Raw genomic sequence first — 14130 nt, 5'->3', positions numbered from 1 at the left:
CTCCTCGGTTTCGCAGGACAGTAGTAACCCCGTTCCACCAGCGTCATTACATCTGAGGGGAATCTGAGCATCACGATCTGATAGCAATCGGACACATGTCGTAGCAGTTGCGCGAGGGCCGGTATCGGCCGGGTAACTAAAGCGGTCCGCAACCGGAACCCACTTGACGGCGTACTCGTCCATCAGCGTGACTGCCTTGGTGCACACGCGCGTGCCAGGCGTTTTGTACCCATTCTGATCGTACGGCCGATGAACCGAAGGAGGCCCGGATGAGACTGCTCCTCGTCGAGGACGACAACCATGTCGCCGCCGCTCTTTCTGCGGTTCTGGCGCGGCACGGTTTCGACGTCACGCACGCGCGCAGCGGCGAGGAAGCTCTCCAGGCACTCGTTCCGGAGGGCGACGGCTTCGGCGTCGTCCTGCTCGACCTGGGCCTGCCCGACCAGGACGGCTACGAGGTCTGCGGCAAGATCCGCAAGCGCACCAGCACCCCGGTGATCATGGTCACCGCACGCTCCGACGTGCGCTCCCGCATCCACGGCCTCAACCTCGGCGCCGACGACTACGTGGTGAAGCCGTACGACACCGGGGAACTGCTCGCCCGTATCCACGCCGTCAGCCGGCGCAGCATCCACGACGACGCCGGGGCGGCCGGCGACCACGAGCTGCGCCTCGGGTCCATGCTGATCGAACTGCCCACCCGGCAGGTCAGCGTGGACGGTTCGGTTGTCCAACTGACCCGCAAGGAGTTCGATCTCCTCGCCCTCCTCGCGCAGCGCCCCGGGGTCGTCTTCCGCCGGGAGCAGATCATCAGCGAGGTGTGGCGCACCAGCTGGGAGGGGACCGGACGCACCCTGGAGGTGCACGTCGCGTCCCTGCGCGCCAAGCTGCGCATGCCGGCCCTGATCGAGACCGTACGCGGCGTCGGTTACCGGCTTGTCGCCCCGTCCTCGTAGCGTGCACGGGTGCGTACTCGTCTTCTTCCGCTGCTGATCGTCCTGATGGCGGCCGTGCTGCTCGCCCTCGGTATCCCGCTCGCCGTGAGCGTGGCCTCCGCCCAGCAGCAGAAGGTCGTCGTCGACCGGATCGACGACACGGCGCGCTTCGCGTCCCTGGCCCAGTTCGTCACCGACGCGTGCAGTTCCACGCGCACGTCCACGGACGAGCGGCTGGAGACGCTGCGCAGTGAACTCGCCAGCTACTACGGCGTCTACGGCATCCGGGCCGGGGTGTTCTGCCGGACCGACATCCCCATGGCCCAGGCGCCGCAGGACTTCTACCTCCCCGACCAGGGCGAGGTGCGCGACGCCTTCGCCGAGGCCCTGCTCAGCCGCCGCAGCCACGACCCCAAGCAGGTGTGGCCGTGGCAGCGCAACCGTCTGGTCGTCGCCTCACCGGTCATCCGGGACGGCGATGTCGTGGCGGTCGTGGTCACCGACTCGCCCACCGGGGCGCTGCGTTCGCGGATCCTGCACGGCTGGCTGGTCATCGGCGTGGGTGAGATCGCCGCGATGCTGCTGGCCGTCGGCGCCGCGCTGCGGCTGACCGGCTGGGTGCTCAGGCCGGTACGGGTGCTGGACGCCACCACTCACGCGATCGCGAGCGGTCGTCTGAAGTCCCGGGTGGCGGCGGCCGGCGGTCCGCCGGAACTCCGGCGCCTGGCCCATTCGTTCAACGAGATGGCGGACAACGTCGAGGACGTACTGGAGCAGCAGCGCGCCTTCGTCGCCGACGCCTCGCACCAGCTGCGCAACCCCCTCGCGGCGCTGCTGCTGCGCATCGAACTGCTCGCTCTCGAACTGCCGGAGGACAATGAGGAGATCGCATCGGTCCGCACCGAGGGCAAGCGCCTCGCGGAGGTCCTCGACGACCTGCTCGACCTGGCCCTGGCCGAGCACACCGAGGCCGACCTGCGGATCACCGACATCGGCGCGCTGACCGCCGAGCGCGTCGCGGCCTGGACGCCGACCGCCCAGGCCAAGGGGGTACGGCTGGTGGGGAATTGCCCGCCGACCACTGCCTGGGCCGATCCGGTCACGCTCTCCAGCGCGCTGGACGCGGTGATCGACAACGCGGTCAAGTTCACACCGAAGGACGAGTGCGTCGAGGTCACGGTCGCGGCCGACGGTGACACCTCGACGGTCGTGGTCACCGACAACGGCCCCGGTCTGACCGACGAGGAACTCGCCCGCGTCGGTGACCGCTTCTGGCGCAGCAGCCGCCACCAGAACATCAAGGGCTCCGGTCTCGGCCTGTCCATCTCGCGCACGCTGCTCGCCGCGGGCGGCGGCTCGATCTCGTACGGCCGCAACGAGCCGCACGGGCTCACGGTGACGGTGTCCGTGCCGAGGAACAGCCCTGCGGTCTGACGGCGGTACTACGGCTTGACGGAGCGGTAGTAGCGGCGGGCGCCCTCGTGCAGGGCCAGGGGATCGGTGTAGATCGCGGTGCGCAGGTCGACGAGCTGGGCGGAGTGGACCTTCGTGCCGATGCCGTCCCGGCTCCTGATCACGGTGCGGGTCATCCACTCGGTGAGCCGCGGGTCCATGTCCTTGCGTGTCATCAGCAGGTTGGACACGGCCAGCGTAGGCACGGCGAACCCTCCCTGGATGCTGGGGTAGGCGGACTCCGGCATGTTCGTGGCGCGGTAGTAGCGGGCGGCACGGTCATGGCCGTGCAGATCAGCGACGAGGCGGGGCGTGATCGGCACGAACCGGAAGGTGAAGGTGTCGGCGAGCTTCTGCAGCCCCTCCGTGGGCAGCCCGCCCGACCAGAAGAACGCGTCGATTTTGCCCTGCTTGAGCTGGCCCGGCCCGGTGTCGATGCCGTCGGAGAACGGCGTGATGTCCTTGACCGCGTCGATGCCGGCCGCCTTGAGCACCCGGTCGGCGATCAGGCGTACACCCGAGCTGGGCGGTCCTATGGCCACCCGCTTGCCCCTGAGGTCCGCGACGGACGTGATGGGTGAGTCGCGAGGGACGATGAGCTGCACATAGTCGTCGTACAGGCGGGCGACACCACGCAGTTGGTCGGCACCGGGGTTGTGGGCCGCGAGCTTGTACGTTTCGACCGCGTCGGCCGCGGCAATGGCGAAGTCGGCCTTGCCGGTGGCCACCCGCCTGACGTTCTCCTGAGAGCCGTCGCTGGTCAGCAGCTTCACCTTCAGGTCCGGCATGTCCTTGTCGAGCGCGGTGCGCAGCAGCTTGCCGTACTGGTGGTACACCCCGGCCTGCGTTCCCGTGCTGATCGTGATCGTTCCGCTCGGAGGGGCCTCACCCAGGGGCAGCAGCCACCACAGCAGCAACCCGAAGGCGACGAAGCCGGCAGCCGCGCCCTGCAGGGCCCGGCGTCTGCCGATCCGGGGGAACATCTTGGACATGCCAGGGATCCTGCCAGCCGGAACGCGGTGCTGACCAGGGCTGCTGACCGGGGCAGGGGTCACAACGGGATCACGAACGGACGTTGTCAGTGGCGGTCGATACAGTCGCCGTATGAGCTCATCGCCCGCCGACCTGGTTCGTCAATTCCACCTCGCCGTCGGGCTCGACGCCCGCAGTACGCCCACCGAGGTCGCGCCCTCGCTGGCCGCCCACCGCGGAGAACTGCTCGCGGAGGAGGCCGCGGAGGTCGCCGAGGTCTCGGTCACGGGCCCGCTCGACAGGCTCGCCCACGAACTGGCCGACGTCGTCTACGTGGCCTACGGCACCGCCCTCGTTCACGGCATCGACCTGGACGCGGTGATCGCCGAGATCCACCGCTCCAACATGACCAAGCTGGGCCCCGACGGCCTGGTCACCCGCCGCGCGGACGGCAAGGTCCTCAAGGGCGACCACTACGAGGCCCCGGACGTGTCGGCGGTACTGCGCCGACAGGGGTGGGCGCCCGACGGCACATGAGGCCTTGCCGCACTACCGCCGACGGCCCTGTTCACGGTCCCCCCGGCTGATGGGCGAGCGGCGACGCATCAGCCTCGGGGCGGGGCTGCCGTCCAGCGGCTGGGGGTGCGCGGCGGCGCGGGAGCCTTGCGGTGGTCTGTCGACGAGGCTGGCAGTCGCCCCGAGGGGGCCGGTGCTGCGTGCGTTCCCGCAGATGCCCGTCGCCCGGACCGTCAGCCTGTCCATCGGCCCATAGTCCGGCGACGGCGGGTGATTCGTGCGGCGGCCGTCGACGAGGTTGGCAGTCGCCCCATGGGTCCCCCTTGTTCGGTGGGTGTGCGTTTGCGCATCGGCGGGTCGGCGGCGCGCCGTCAGCCGCCCCTCGGCCGGTCGGTCCGCGACAGCAGTGAGTCGTGCGGCAGCTTGCCCGCGACGCAGTCAATTGCCTTCATGGGTGTCCTGGGTGCTTGCGTTCTGGCACCGGCGGGACAGCGGCGCCGTCAGCCGGTCATCGGTCGGCCCGTGACGGCGGGCGAGTCATGCGGCAACTTGCCGGCGACGCCGTCCTTCGCCTGCATGGGTGTCCGGCGAGCTGGCCCTCGCGCACCGGCGGGTCGACGGGCAGTCAGCCGCCCATCGCCCGATCGACCGCGACGGTGGCCTGGTCATGCGGCAGCTTGCCCGCGACGTCGACAACTGCCAGGCGGCCAGGGCCGTGCCGCCATCCACGGCGGCTGCGCCTGGCGCCGTCCGTGAGCGGTCCGGCGTTCATGCGCTCCCGCAGCCGCCGTCGACGGCGCTGTCCACCGGCCGATCGACCCACGGCGGCGATTGAGCCCGCGCCGGCCCTGCACTCAGGCCCGGCGTTCACCCGCCGTCACGCTCGCCCTTTCGGGTTCCGGGGGATTCGTACGGGCCTTCCGGCGCTCGCTCAGGCGCCGTGCCAGAGGCTCGGTGTAGCGGGCGGTGAGGGGGCCGAGGACGACCAGGATGAGAACGTATGCCGTGGCCAGTGGGCCCAGGGACGGCTCGATGCCGGCGCTCACCGCCAGCCCGGCGATGACGATCGAGAACTCGCCGCGTGCCACGAGGGCGCCGCCCGCGCGCCAGCGGCCCTTGACGGAGATCCCGGCCCGGCGCGCCGCCCAGTAGCCGGTGGCGATCTTCGCCGCCGCGGTGAGCAGGGCCAGCGCCAGGGCGGGCAGCAGGACGGGCGGGATGCTCGCCGGGTCGGTGTGCAGCCCGAAGAACACGAAGAACACCGCGGCGAACAGGTCGCGCAAGGGGCTGAGCAGGGTCTGGGCGCCTTCCGCGACCTCCCCGGACAGTGCGATACCCACCAGGAAGGCACCGACGGCCGCCGACACCTGGAGTTGCTGCGCGACGCCCGCCACCAGGATCGTCAGTCCCAGCACGACCAGCAGCAGCTTCTCCGGGTCGTCACTGGAGACGAACCGCGAGATGACCCGCCCGTAGCGCACGGCCACGAACAGGACCAGCCCCGCTGCCCCCAGCGCCACCGCCAGCGTCACACTCCCGGCCAGCAGCCCGGCGCCGGCCACCAGCGCGGTCACGATGGGCAGGTACACCGCCATCGCCAGGTCCTCCAGCACGAGCACGCTGAGGATCACCGGAGTCTCCCGGTTGCCCACCCGGCCCAGATCACCGAGCACCTTCGCGATCACCCCGGACGACGAGATCCAGGTGACTCCGGCCAGTACCACGGCGGCCACCGGCCCCCAGCCCAGCAGCAGCGCCGCGACCGCGCCCGGCACGGCGTTGAGCGCACAGTCGACCAGGCCCGACGGATAGTGCGCCTTCAGGTTGGTGACCAGGTCACCGGCCGTGTACTCCAGGCCCAGCATCAACAGCAGCAGGATGACGCCGATCTCGGCGCCGATGGCGACGAACTCCTCGCTCGCCCCCAGCGGCAGCAGCCCTCCCTCGCCGAAGGCCAGTCCGGCCAGCAGGTACAGCGGAATGGGGGAGAGCTGAAAGCGGGCGGCGGCCCGGCCGAGCAGGCCGAGGCCGAGCAGGATGGAACCGAACTCGATCAACAACACCGCGGAATGCACCGGTTCACTCCCGCCCGAGTATCGCCGCGGCGGCGTCGACACCCTCGCGCGTGCCGACGACGATCACGATGTCACCGCCCGCCAGCCGGAAGTCCGGCGCCGGCGACGGAATCGCCTCGGCCCGGCGCAGCACCGCCACCACCGACGCACCCGTCTCGGTCCGCATCCGCGTGTCGCCCAGCACCCGCCCGTTCCAGCGCGAGGCCGCGGCCAGCTCGATCCGCTCGGCCACCAGCCCCAGATCGGAGGCGTAGAGCAGGCTCGCGCTGTGGTGGGACGGCTTCAGCGCGTCGATCAGCGCGCCCGCCTCGGAGCCGGACAGCCGCAGCGACTGGGCACAGGAGTCGGGGTCGTCGGCCCGGTACACATTCACCGTGCGCGCGCCGTCGCGGTGTGCCACCACCGACAGTTGGCGTTGGTCGCGGGTCACCAGGTCGTACCGGACCCCGATGCCCGGCAGCGGCGTCGCCCTCAGTCGTGGCGCAGACACGTTTCTCCCTTTGTCCTGGCGGCGTGGTCGTGGTCTGCCGGTGATCAACCCGGCCGCTTCGCATGCTGCCATCCGCCCGTACGGTGGCGACATGGGTGACGTCACGGATATACGCGGCCGGGGGCGGACGGCGAGGCTGGCCGGAGCCACATCGGGAGCATCTGCGGAACCGGGGAGGACCGTGTCACTGTTCTGGCGGATCTTCTCCCTCAACGCCATGGGCCTGGTCGCGGCCGCCGCCCTGCTGCTGGGCCCGGTCACCGTGTCGACCCCCGTCCTGCCGGCCGAGGCGCTGGTCGTCGTGGTGGGCCTGGCCGCGCTGCTGGCAGGCAACGCGATCGTGCTGCGGCTCGGACTTGCTCCGCTACGGCGGCTCGGCCGGGCCATGGCGGCCGCGGACCTGCTGCGTCCCGGCGCCCGAGCGGTCGTCGCCGGTCCGGCGGAGGCGGCCGAGCTGATCACGACGTACAACACGATGCTCGACCGGCTGGAGAGTGAACGCGCGGCCGGAGCGGCCCGCGCTCTGTCCGCTCAGGAGCGCGAGCGGCAGCGCATCGCCCGCGAGCTCCACGACGAGGTGGGCCAGACCCTGACCGCCGTCCTCCTCCAGCTCAAGCGGGTCGCCGACCGCGCACCCGAGGAACTGCGCGGGGAGGTGGGCCAGGCGCAGGAGGCGACCAGGGCAGGTCTGGACGAGATCCGCCGTATCGCCCGTCGGCTGCGCCCCGGCGTCCTGGAGGAACTCGGCCTGGTCAGCGCCCTGCGCTCACTCGCCGCCGAATTCACCACCCACGGGCTGACGGTGCGCCACCGCATCACCGGCGACCTGCCCCCGTTGACCCAGGAGTCGGAGCTGGTGATCTACCGCGTGGCCCAGGAAGGACTCACCAACACGGCCCGGCACGCCGGCGCCGACCGCGCCGAGGTCCGCCTCCGGCCGGTCACGGACGGCGTCGAACTCCTCGTGCGCGACAACGGCAAGGGCCTCGGTACGGCCCCCGAGGGCGCCGGAATCCGCGGCATGCGCGAACGCGCGTTGCTCATAGCAGCCGACCTTTCGCTAGCGCCCGGGCCCGAGGACGGCACCGATGTGCGGCTGCGCGTACCCGTCACCACCGGAGGCCACTGATGGCGCCCCACGCGCGTGTGCTGCTCGCAGACGACCATGCGCTCGTACGCCAGGGCGTGCGGCTCATCCTGGACGGCGAGCCCGATCTGACCGTGGTGGCCGAGGCCGGGGACGGGGCGGAGGCGGTCGGGCTGGCACGCGCGCGTGACGTCGACCTGGCCGTCCTGGACATCGCCATGCCCCGGATGACGGGCCTCCAGGCGGCCCGTGAACTCTCCCGACGCCAGCCCGGCCTGCGCATCCTCATGCTCACCATGTACGACAACGAGGAGTACTTCTTCGAGGCCCTCAGGGCCGGAGCCAGCGGCTACGTCCTCAAGTCCGCCGCCGACCGCGACCTGGTCGGGGCCTGCCGGGCGGCGGTGCGCGACGAGCCGTTCGTGTACCCGGGCGCGGAGCGGGCCCTCGTGCGCTCCTGGCTGGACCGCCTGCGCCGGGGCGACGATCTGCCCGCGCGGCCGGTCACCGAGCGCGAGGAGGAGATCCTCAAACTGGTCGCCGAGGGCCACACCTCGAAGGAGATCGGCGAACTGCTCTTCATCAGCACGAAGACGGTCGAGCGCCACCGCGCGAACCTGCTGCACAAGCTGGGCATGCGCGACCGCCTGGAACTCACCCGCTACGCGATCCGCGCGGGCCTCATCGAGCCCTGAGCCCCCGGTTGTCCACAGGGCGGCGGGAGACACTTCCGGCACCGCCTACCCTTGTCACATGAGCAGCATCGACCGGAGCCAGGCAGTGGGCGTGAAGACCTACGAAGTGCGCACCTACGGGTGCCAGATGAACGTCCACGATTCCGAGCGATTGTCCGGGCTGCTCGAAGAGGCCGGGTACGTGCGGGCGCCCGAGGGCTCCGACGGCGACGCCGACGTCGTCGTCTTCAACACCTGCGCCGTCCGTGAGAACGCCGACAACCGGCTGTACGGCAACCTCGGCCGCCTCGCCCCGAAGAAGGCCTCGCGGCCCGGGATGCAGATCGCGGTCGGCGGCTGCCTCGCGCAGAAGGACCAGGACACCATCGTGAAGAAGGCGCCCTGGGTGGACGTCGTCTTCGGCACGCACAACATCGGCAAGCTCCCGGTGCTGCTGGAACGCGCGCGCGTGCAGGAAGAGGCCCAGGTCGAGATCGCCGAGTCCCTGGAGGCGTTCCCCTCCACCCTGCCGACGCGCCGCGAGAGCGCGTACGCGGCCTGGGTGTCGATCTCCGTCGGCTGCAACAACACCTGCACCTTCTGCATCGTCCCGGCCCTGCGCGGCAAGGAGAAGGACCGCCGTACCGGCGACATCCTCGCCGAGATCGAGGCCCTGGTCGCCGAGGGCGTCTCCGAGATCACGCTGCTCGGGCAGAACGTCAACGCGTACGGCTCCGACATCGGCGACCGCGAGGCCTTCAGCAAGCTCCTGCGGGCCTGCGGCAAGATCGAGGGCCTGGAGCGCGTCCGTTTCACCTCCCCGCACCCGCGCGACTTCACCGACGACGTGATCGCGGCGATGGCCGAGACCCCGAACGTCATGCCGCAGCTGCACATGCCGCTGCAGTCCGGCTCGGACACGATCCTGAAGGCGATGCGCCGCTCCTACCGGCAGGACCGCTACCTCGGGATCATCGAGAAGGTACGGGCCGCGATCCCGCACGCCGCGATCACCACCGACATCATCGTGGGCTTCCCCGGCGAGACGGAGGAGGACTTCGAGCAGACCCTGCACGTCGTCCGTGAGGCGCGGTTCGCGCAGGCCTTCACCTTCCAGTACTCCAAGCGCCCCGGCACCCCGGCCGCGACCATGGAGAACCAGATCCCGAAGGAGGTCGTCCAGGCGCGTTACGAGCGTCTCGTCGCCCTCCAGGAGGAGATCTCCTGGGAGGAGAACAAGAAGCAGGTCGGCCGCACCCTGGAGCTGATGGTCGCCGAGGGTGAGGGCCGCAAGGACGGCGCCACCCACCGCCTCTCCGGCCGCGCCCCGGACAACCGCCTGGTCCACTTCACCAAGCCGGAGCAGGAGGTGCGGCCCGGCGACGTGGTCACGGTCGAGATAACGTACGCCGCCCCGCACCACCTCCTGGCCGAGGGAGCCGTCCTCGACGTGCGCCGAACGCGCGCGGGGGACGCCTGGGAGAAGCGCAACGCGGCAGAGGCGGCGAAGCCCACGGGCGTCCTGTTGGGCCTGCCGAAGATCGGCGTCCCGGAACCGCTGCCGGTGGCGACGGGGAGTGTCTGCGGCTGCGACTGACCGCTCCGCTCGGCGCGGTGTCCGCCGCCGGGCGGCGGGGTTACCCTGCCGATCATGCTTGTCGTCGCCGCAGTCTGTCCCTGCCCGCCGCTGCTCGTGCCCGAGGTCGCCGCGGGTGCCGCCGCCGAGATGGACGTGGCTCGTGCCGCGTGCACGGACGCGGTCGGTGTGCTCGCGGCCGCCCGCCCCGACCGGCTCGTCGTCGTCGGTCCCGCGGAGCAGACCGGCCTGAGGACGTATCCCGAGGGCACGCGTGGCTCCTTCCGCGGGTTCGGCGTCGACGTGGACGTGCGGCTCGGCAGGGCGGAGCATGCCGAGTCCGAAGTCCCGGCTCCGGCGGCCTCGGAGCGGTCGCTTCCACCCTCGCTGGCGGTGGCCGCGTGGCTGCTGCAGCGCACCGGCTGGTCCCACGCCCCGATCGAGGGACTCGCTGTGGGGGAACCTCTGGCGGCCGAGCGGTGTATTCAAACCGGAAGGGAAATCACCGCCGGACCCGAGCGGGTGGCGCTGCTGGTCATGGGCGACGCCAGTGCCTGCCGCACGCTCAAGGCCCCCGGTTACCTCGACGAGCGCGCGGCGCCCTTCGACGCGGGGGTCGCGCGTGCGCTGGGAGCGGCGGACGTGGCGGCCCTCAAGGCGCTGGACACCGAGCTGGCGTCCGAGCTGAAGGCATCAGGCCGGGCTTGCTGGCAGGTCCTCGCGGGCGCGGCCGAGGGCACGGACCTCGCGGGCGCGCTGCTGTATGAGGACGCGCCGTACGGTGTGGGCTACCTGGTCGCTACCTGGTCGTAGAGGCGCGGGGTGAACGGCGGACGGCCGGGAGCCCTAGGGCCCCGCGGCCGTCCGTCGGTGTGCCGTGCAGTTCAGGAAGCAGGCGGCGGGGACTCGGGCGGTGCGGTCGTGCCACCGCCTGGTCCCGTGTCGTTCTTGTGCGCGAGTCGGTCCATGGCGCCCTTGGCCTTGCCCGTCCCGGTGTGGATCTTGTCGCTGTACTTGCCCTTGGTCTTCTCGTCGACGACCTTCGCGGCCTTGTCGAGACCGTGCGTGATCCTGTCCCCGTGCTGCTGCGCGAGGTCGGAGACCTTGTCCTTGGCCGGGTTGAGCTTGGCCTTCAGGTTGTTCAGGAGGCCCATGGTCCACCTTCCGTCGTTCCCGGGCTCGGCACGCCCCTGCGGCTTGCTCGGGCCCGGGGCGGTTACGTGCGGGCGTCCTCGCCGGCGTCCCGGTCTGCCGCCTCCTCGGCGGACTGCTGCTTGGGGATCTCGACGGCCTCGCCGGAGGCGGTCTCGGCGGCCTCCCGTGCCTCCGGTTCGCCCTCCGCCTGCTCCTCGGCCTCGGCCGACCCCTTCGCCTCTGCCGTCTCCTCCGCCGCGGGCTCGGCCGTCGGTGTGTCGGCCTGAGCCTCGGCGGTTGACGCCTCCTCCGTAGCCTTCGACCTCCGCAGAAGTCGTGCGAAAACGCCCATATCCACTCCATACGTTACTCGTGCGGGCGAAATCCCGCGTCGTCCGGTGCGTCCGTTTGCGCCGCCCGGGTCGCCGCCCCCCGAAACCGGCGGCGAGAGCCTCGCAACGGGCAACGACCCGGCACCCGTGCCGTCACGTAACTCGTTCGAGGAGTGCCCTCGAGGTTTGCGAGACTGGTGCGGTGAGCAGCGCACCCCCCGCCCCCCGAGTCATCGCCGTCGTCGGACCGACCGCGGCCGGAAAGTCCGATCTGGGCGTTTTCCTCGCCCGGCAGCTCGGAGGCGAGGTCGTCAATGCCGACTCCATGCAGCTCTACCGCGGGATGGACATCGGCACCGCCAAACTGACGCCCGAGGAGCGCGGCGGCATTCCGCACCACCTCCTCGACATCTGGGACGTGACGGTCACGGCGTCGGTCGCCGAGTACCAGAAGCTGGCCCGCGCCAAGATCGACGCCCTGCTCGCGGAAGGCCGCTGGCCGATCCTGGTCGGCGGCTCCGGCCTGTACGTCCGCGGGGCCGTCGACAACCTGGAGTTCCCCGGCACCGACCCCCAGGTCAGGGCCCGGCTCGAGGGGGAGCTCGCGCTGCGCGGCTCCGGAGCGCTGCACGCCAGACTCGCCGCCGCGGACCCCGAGGCGGCGCAGGCGATCCTGCCCAGCAACGGCCGCCGTATCGTCCGGGCCCTCGAAGTGATCGAGATCACCGGTCAGCCCTTCACCGCCAATCTGCCCGGCCATGACTCGGTCTACGACACCGTCCAGATCGGCGTCGACGTGGCCCGCCCCGAACTCGACGAGCGCATCGCCCGCCGGGTCGACCGGATGTGGGACGCCGGGCTCGTGGACGAGGTGCGTGCGCTGGAGGCGCAGGGCCTGCGTGAGGGCCGTACGGCGGCTCGCGCGCTCGGCTACCAGCAGGTGCTCGCGGCGCTGGCCGGGGAGTGCACCGAGGAGGAGGCGCGGGTCGAGACCGTGCGCGCCACCAAGCGCTTCGCGCGCCGGCAGGATTCCTGGTTCCGGCGCGACCCCCGTGTGCACTGGTTGAGCGGGGCTGCGGCGGATCTCACAGAACTTCCGCAGCGCGCACTGGCGTTGGTCGAACGACCGGTTACAGCCTGATCACGTCATGGCATCGGGACGCTCCGGCCGCCGTTCCGGCATCCGGTGCCGTGCCATCATCGAGCTTCGATCGACCAAGTGGAGTCCTAGTTGGGAGGGCGCGTGGCGATGGAGGCCGGCCCTCGCGACACTGCACAAGGCACCGAGCCCCTCACCGTCGAGAGCGGTGAGCCGGAGCAGGACGAGAACCGTCTGAGCCCCGACGGGCCCGACGACACGCAGGGCGGTGTGACGGCCGACGGCCCCGAGCCGGAGGAGATGTTCGCCGGTGGCCCCGAGGTCGAGGTCGAGCTGCGCCCGCAGCGCCGCCTGCGCATCTGGCAGCTCGCCCCCATCGTGGCCCTCGCCGCGCTCGGCTCTTTGATGTTCGCCTTCCCGCTCGCCTTCGACTTCGGCGACAGCGGGGCCGTGATCGCCATGCTGGGACTGCTGATCTGCTCCTGCGCGGCCGGCTGGGGCATGATGGCCGCCCGCCGGGTGGGTTACACGGGCCCCGGGCTCCCCCCGAGGGGCTCCGGGCGTCGCCCCGACTGGCGGGTCGTCCTGGCGTACGTAGTGGTGGTGGCCGCGGTCGTGGTGCTGGCGGTATGGCGCGTAGCAAGGCTGCGCTGAGGTTTCCAGGCGCGCGAGGCTGTGTCGCCATGCGGCCCCGCCGCGTGGCCGCGACCAGCCCCGACCGGCCCGCAGCCGGACAACGACCGTCACATACCATCGAAGAATGACCCGCATCGCCTTCCTCAAGGGCCACGGCACGGAGAACGACTTCGTGATCGTGCCGGACCCCGAGAACTCCATCGACCTGCCCCCGGCCGCCGTCGCCGCCCTGTGCGACCGCCGCGCGGGCATCGGCGGTGACGGCCTGCTGCACGTGGTGCGGTCCGCCGCGCACCCCGAGGCGCGGCACATGGCGGCCGAGGCCGAGTGGTTCATGGACTACCGCAACGGCGACGGCTCGATCGCGGAGATGTGCGGCAACGGCGTGCGGGTGTTCGCGCACTACCTCCAGCGCGCCGGGCACGTCGCCGAGGGCGACCTCGCGGTGGCCACACGCGGGGGCGTGAAGAGCGTGCACATCGCAAAGACCGCATCCGGCAGCGGCTCCGCCGAGGGCGACATCACTGTCGGCATGGGCAGGGCGCGCCTCCCCGAAGGGGACGTCACGGTGACCGTCGGCGAGCGCAGCTGGCCCGCGCGGAACGTGAACATGGGCAACCCGCACGCGGTCGCTTTCGTCGACGACCTCGCGCACGCCGGAAACCTGTACGCGCCGCCGCCGTTCAGCCCGGCCTCCGCTTACCCGGACGGGGTGAACGTGGAGTTCGTGGTCGACCGCGGCCCCCGGCACGTCGCGCTGCGCGTGTACGAGCGCGGCGCCGGCGAGACCCGCTCGTGCGGCACGGGCGCGTGCGCCGTCGCCGTGGCCGCCGCCCGCCGGGACGGCGCCGACCCGGCCGTCACCGGGAGCCCGGTGACGTACACCGTCGACGTGCCCGGCGGGACCCTTGTCATCACCGAACAGCCCGACGGCGAGATCGAGATGACCGGCCCCGCAGTGATCGTCGCCGAGGGCGAGATCGACTCCGAGTGGCTGGAAACATTCGTTCGCTGAGCAGGATGGCGCTGGGATTCCGAGGCCTGTGTGCCGGGCGGTGTACGGGAGTTGCTCCGGGGCGACGACTGCGCGTTCGAAATCACGGGCGGCTCCCTGTCGCATGGCGCGAAACCGTAAACCTGCAGACCTTCGCT

At 71.3% G+C, this 14130-nt stretch carries 16 protein-coding genes; 11 read left to right on the top strand and 5 right to left on the bottom strand.

The genetic code is table 11. The features are described from left to right. Positions 1 to 269 precede the first annotated feature (269 nt). Both ACIBW9_RS41265 and ACIBW9_RS41260 read left to right on the top strand, forming a co-directional pair. A complete protein-coding gene (locus ACIBW9_RS41265) occupies positions 270 to 956 on the top strand; it encodes a response regulator transcription factor (RefSeq protein ID WP_398963625.1) in 687 nt (228 codons plus the stop codon). Positions 957 to 965: 9 nt separating this feature from the next. After that, complete coding sequence (locus tag ACIBW9_RS41260) at positions 966 to 2369, top strand: sensor histidine kinase (RefSeq protein ID WP_398963622.1); 1404 nt, start codon at positions 966 to 968, stop codon at positions 2367 to 2369. An 8-nt stretch (positions 2370 to 2377) separates the two neighbouring features. Here ACIBW9_RS41260 and ACIBW9_RS41255 read toward each other — a convergent pair whose 3' ends face one another. Then, positions 2378 to 3379, bottom strand: a complete 1002-nt coding sequence (locus ACIBW9_RS41255) for a TAXI family TRAP transporter solute-binding subunit (RefSeq protein WP_398963620.1) — start codon at positions 3377 to 3379, stop codon at positions 2378 to 2380. Positions 3380 to 3491: 112 nt separating this feature from the next. On the opposite strand from ACIBW9_RS41255, the gene ACIBW9_RS41250 reads away from it, so the two are divergent. After that, positions 3492 to 3896: a MazG nucleotide pyrophosphohydrolase domain-containing protein gene (locus ACIBW9_RS41250; protein ID WP_398963618.1), complete on the top strand. Its 405-nt coding sequence runs from the start codon at positions 3492 to 3494 to the stop codon at positions 3894 to 3896. Between the two features lie 559 nt (positions 3897 to 4455). Continuing rightward, positions 4456 to 4710: a hypothetical protein gene (locus ACIBW9_RS41245; RefSeq protein WP_398963615.1), complete on the top strand. Its 255-nt coding sequence runs from the start codon at positions 4456 to 4458 to the stop codon at positions 4708 to 4710. A gap of 19 nt (positions 4711 to 4729) precedes the next feature. Here the strand turns inward: ACIBW9_RS41245 and ACIBW9_RS41240 are convergent, their stop codons facing one another. Continuing rightward, a complete protein-coding gene (locus ACIBW9_RS41240; protein ID WP_398963613.1) occupies positions 4730 to 5950 on the bottom strand; it encodes a cation:proton antiporter in 1221 nt (406 codons plus the stop codon). A 4-nt stretch (positions 5951 to 5954) separates the two neighbouring features. Continuing rightward, a complete protein-coding gene (locus ACIBW9_RS41235; RefSeq protein WP_398963611.1) occupies positions 5955 to 6440 on the bottom strand; it encodes a cation:proton antiporter regulatory subunit in 486 nt (161 codons plus the stop codon). 181 nt (positions 6441 to 6621) lie between these two features. Here ACIBW9_RS41235 and ACIBW9_RS41230 point away from each other — a divergent pair, with 181 nt between their 5' ends. From ACIBW9_RS41230 to ACIBW9_RS41215, 4 genes are read left to right on the top strand one after another with little or no spacing between them, the layout of a single operon-like run. Further along, positions 6622 to 7569, top strand: coding sequence for a sensor histidine kinase (locus ACIBW9_RS41230; protein WP_398963609.1), 948 nt, complete (start codon positions 6622 to 6624; stop codon positions 7567 to 7569). Continuing rightward, entirely contained in the window at positions 7569 to 8222 is a 654-nt protein-coding gene (locus tag ACIBW9_RS41225; protein WP_398963607.1) for a response regulator, read from the top strand. Before ACIBW9_RS41230 ends, ACIBW9_RS41225 begins: the two co-directional genes overlap by 1 nt. Before the next feature lie 58 nt (positions 8223 to 8280). Further along, entirely contained in the window at positions 8281 to 9798 is a 1518-nt protein-coding gene (gene miaB / locus ACIBW9_RS41220; RefSeq protein ID WP_398963604.1) for a tRNA (N6-isopentenyl adenosine(37)-C2)-methylthiotransferase MiaB, read from the top strand. Between the two features lie 54 nt (positions 9799 to 9852). Then, complete coding sequence (locus tag ACIBW9_RS41215; RefSeq protein WP_398963601.1) at positions 9853 to 10590, top strand: class III extradiol dioxygenase subunit B-like domain-containing protein; 738 nt, start codon at positions 9853 to 9855, stop codon at positions 10588 to 10590. A gap of 71 nt (positions 10591 to 10661) precedes the next feature. Here ACIBW9_RS41215 and ACIBW9_RS41210 read toward each other — a convergent pair whose 3' ends face one another. Further along, a complete protein-coding gene (locus tag ACIBW9_RS41210) occupies positions 10662 to 10931 on the bottom strand; it encodes an antitoxin (RefSeq protein WP_398963598.1) in 270 nt (89 codons plus the stop codon). A 62-nt stretch (positions 10932 to 10993) separates the two neighbouring features. Continuing rightward, positions 10994 to 11263, bottom strand: coding sequence for a hypothetical protein (locus tag ACIBW9_RS41205; RefSeq protein ID WP_398963596.1), 270 nt, complete (start codon positions 11261 to 11263; stop codon positions 10994 to 10996). A 182-nt stretch (positions 11264 to 11445) separates the two neighbouring features. Here ACIBW9_RS41205 and miaA point away from each other — a divergent pair, with 182 nt between their 5' ends. From miaA to dapF, 3 genes are all read left to right on the top strand, one after another. Further along, entirely contained in the window at positions 11446 to 12384 is a 939-nt protein-coding gene (gene miaA, locus ACIBW9_RS41200) for a tRNA (adenosine(37)-N6)-dimethylallyltransferase MiaA (protein WP_398963593.1), read from the top strand. Between the two features lie 108 nt (positions 12385 to 12492). After that, entirely contained in the window at positions 12493 to 12996 is a 504-nt protein-coding gene (locus tag ACIBW9_RS41195) for a hypothetical protein (protein ID WP_398963710.1), read from the top strand. A gap of 106 nt (positions 12997 to 13102) precedes the next feature. Then, complete coding sequence (dapF, locus tag ACIBW9_RS41190; protein ID WP_398963590.1) at positions 13103 to 13993, top strand: diaminopimelate epimerase; 891 nt, start codon at positions 13103 to 13105, stop codon at positions 13991 to 13993. Positions 13994 to 14130: the final 137 nt, after the last annotated feature.

Source organism: Streptomyces sp. NPDC049541 (assembly GCF_044465725.1).
GTDB lineage: Bacteria > Actinomycetota > Actinomycetes > Streptomycetales > Streptomycetaceae > Streptomyces.
Note: the sequence above shows the minus strand (reverse complement) of the source record. Positions and strands in the feature narration are given on the sequence as shown.

What these genes read in the sequence shown, in the direction of transcription:
- ACIBW9_RS41255 (WP_398963620.1), bottom strand. Translation starts at nt 3,379, where the DNA reads ATGTCCAAGATGTTCCCCCGGATCGGCAGACGCCGGGCCCTGCAGGGC.
- dapF (WP_398963590.1), top strand. Translation starts at nt 13,103, where the DNA reads ATGACCCGCATCGCCTTCCTCAAGGGCCACGGCACGGAGAACGACTTC.
- ACIBW9_RS41215 (WP_398963601.1), top strand. Translation starts at nt 9,853, where the DNA reads ATGCTTGTCGTCGCCGCAGTCTGTCCCTGCCCGCCGCTGCTCGTGCCC.
- miaB (WP_398963604.1), top strand. Translation starts at nt 8,281, where the DNA reads ATGAGCAGCATCGACCGGAGCCAGGCAGTGGGCGTGAAGACCTACGAA.
- ACIBW9_RS41195 (WP_398963710.1), top strand. Translation starts at nt 12,493, where the DNA reads ATGGAGGCCGGCCCTCGCGACACTGCACAAGGCACCGAGCCCCTCACC.
- ACIBW9_RS41250 (WP_398963618.1), top strand. Translation starts at nt 3,492, where the DNA reads ATGAGCTCATCGCCCGCCGACCTGGTTCGTCAATTCCACCTCGCCGTC.
- ACIBW9_RS41210 (WP_398963598.1), bottom strand. Translation starts at nt 10,931, where the DNA reads ATGGGCCTCCTGAACAACCTGAAGGCCAAGCTCAACCCGGCCAAGGAC.
- ACIBW9_RS41225 (WP_398963607.1), top strand. Translation starts at nt 7,569, where the DNA reads ATGGCGCCCCACGCGCGTGTGCTGCTCGCAGACGACCATGCGCTCGTA.
- ACIBW9_RS41265 (WP_398963625.1), top strand. Translation starts at nt 270, where the DNA reads ATGAGACTGCTCCTCGTCGAGGACGACAACCATGTCGCCGCCGCTCTT.
- ACIBW9_RS41205 (WP_398963596.1), bottom strand. Translation starts at nt 11,263, where the DNA reads ATGGGCGTTTTCGCACGACTTCTGCGGAGGTCGAAGGCTACGGAGGAG.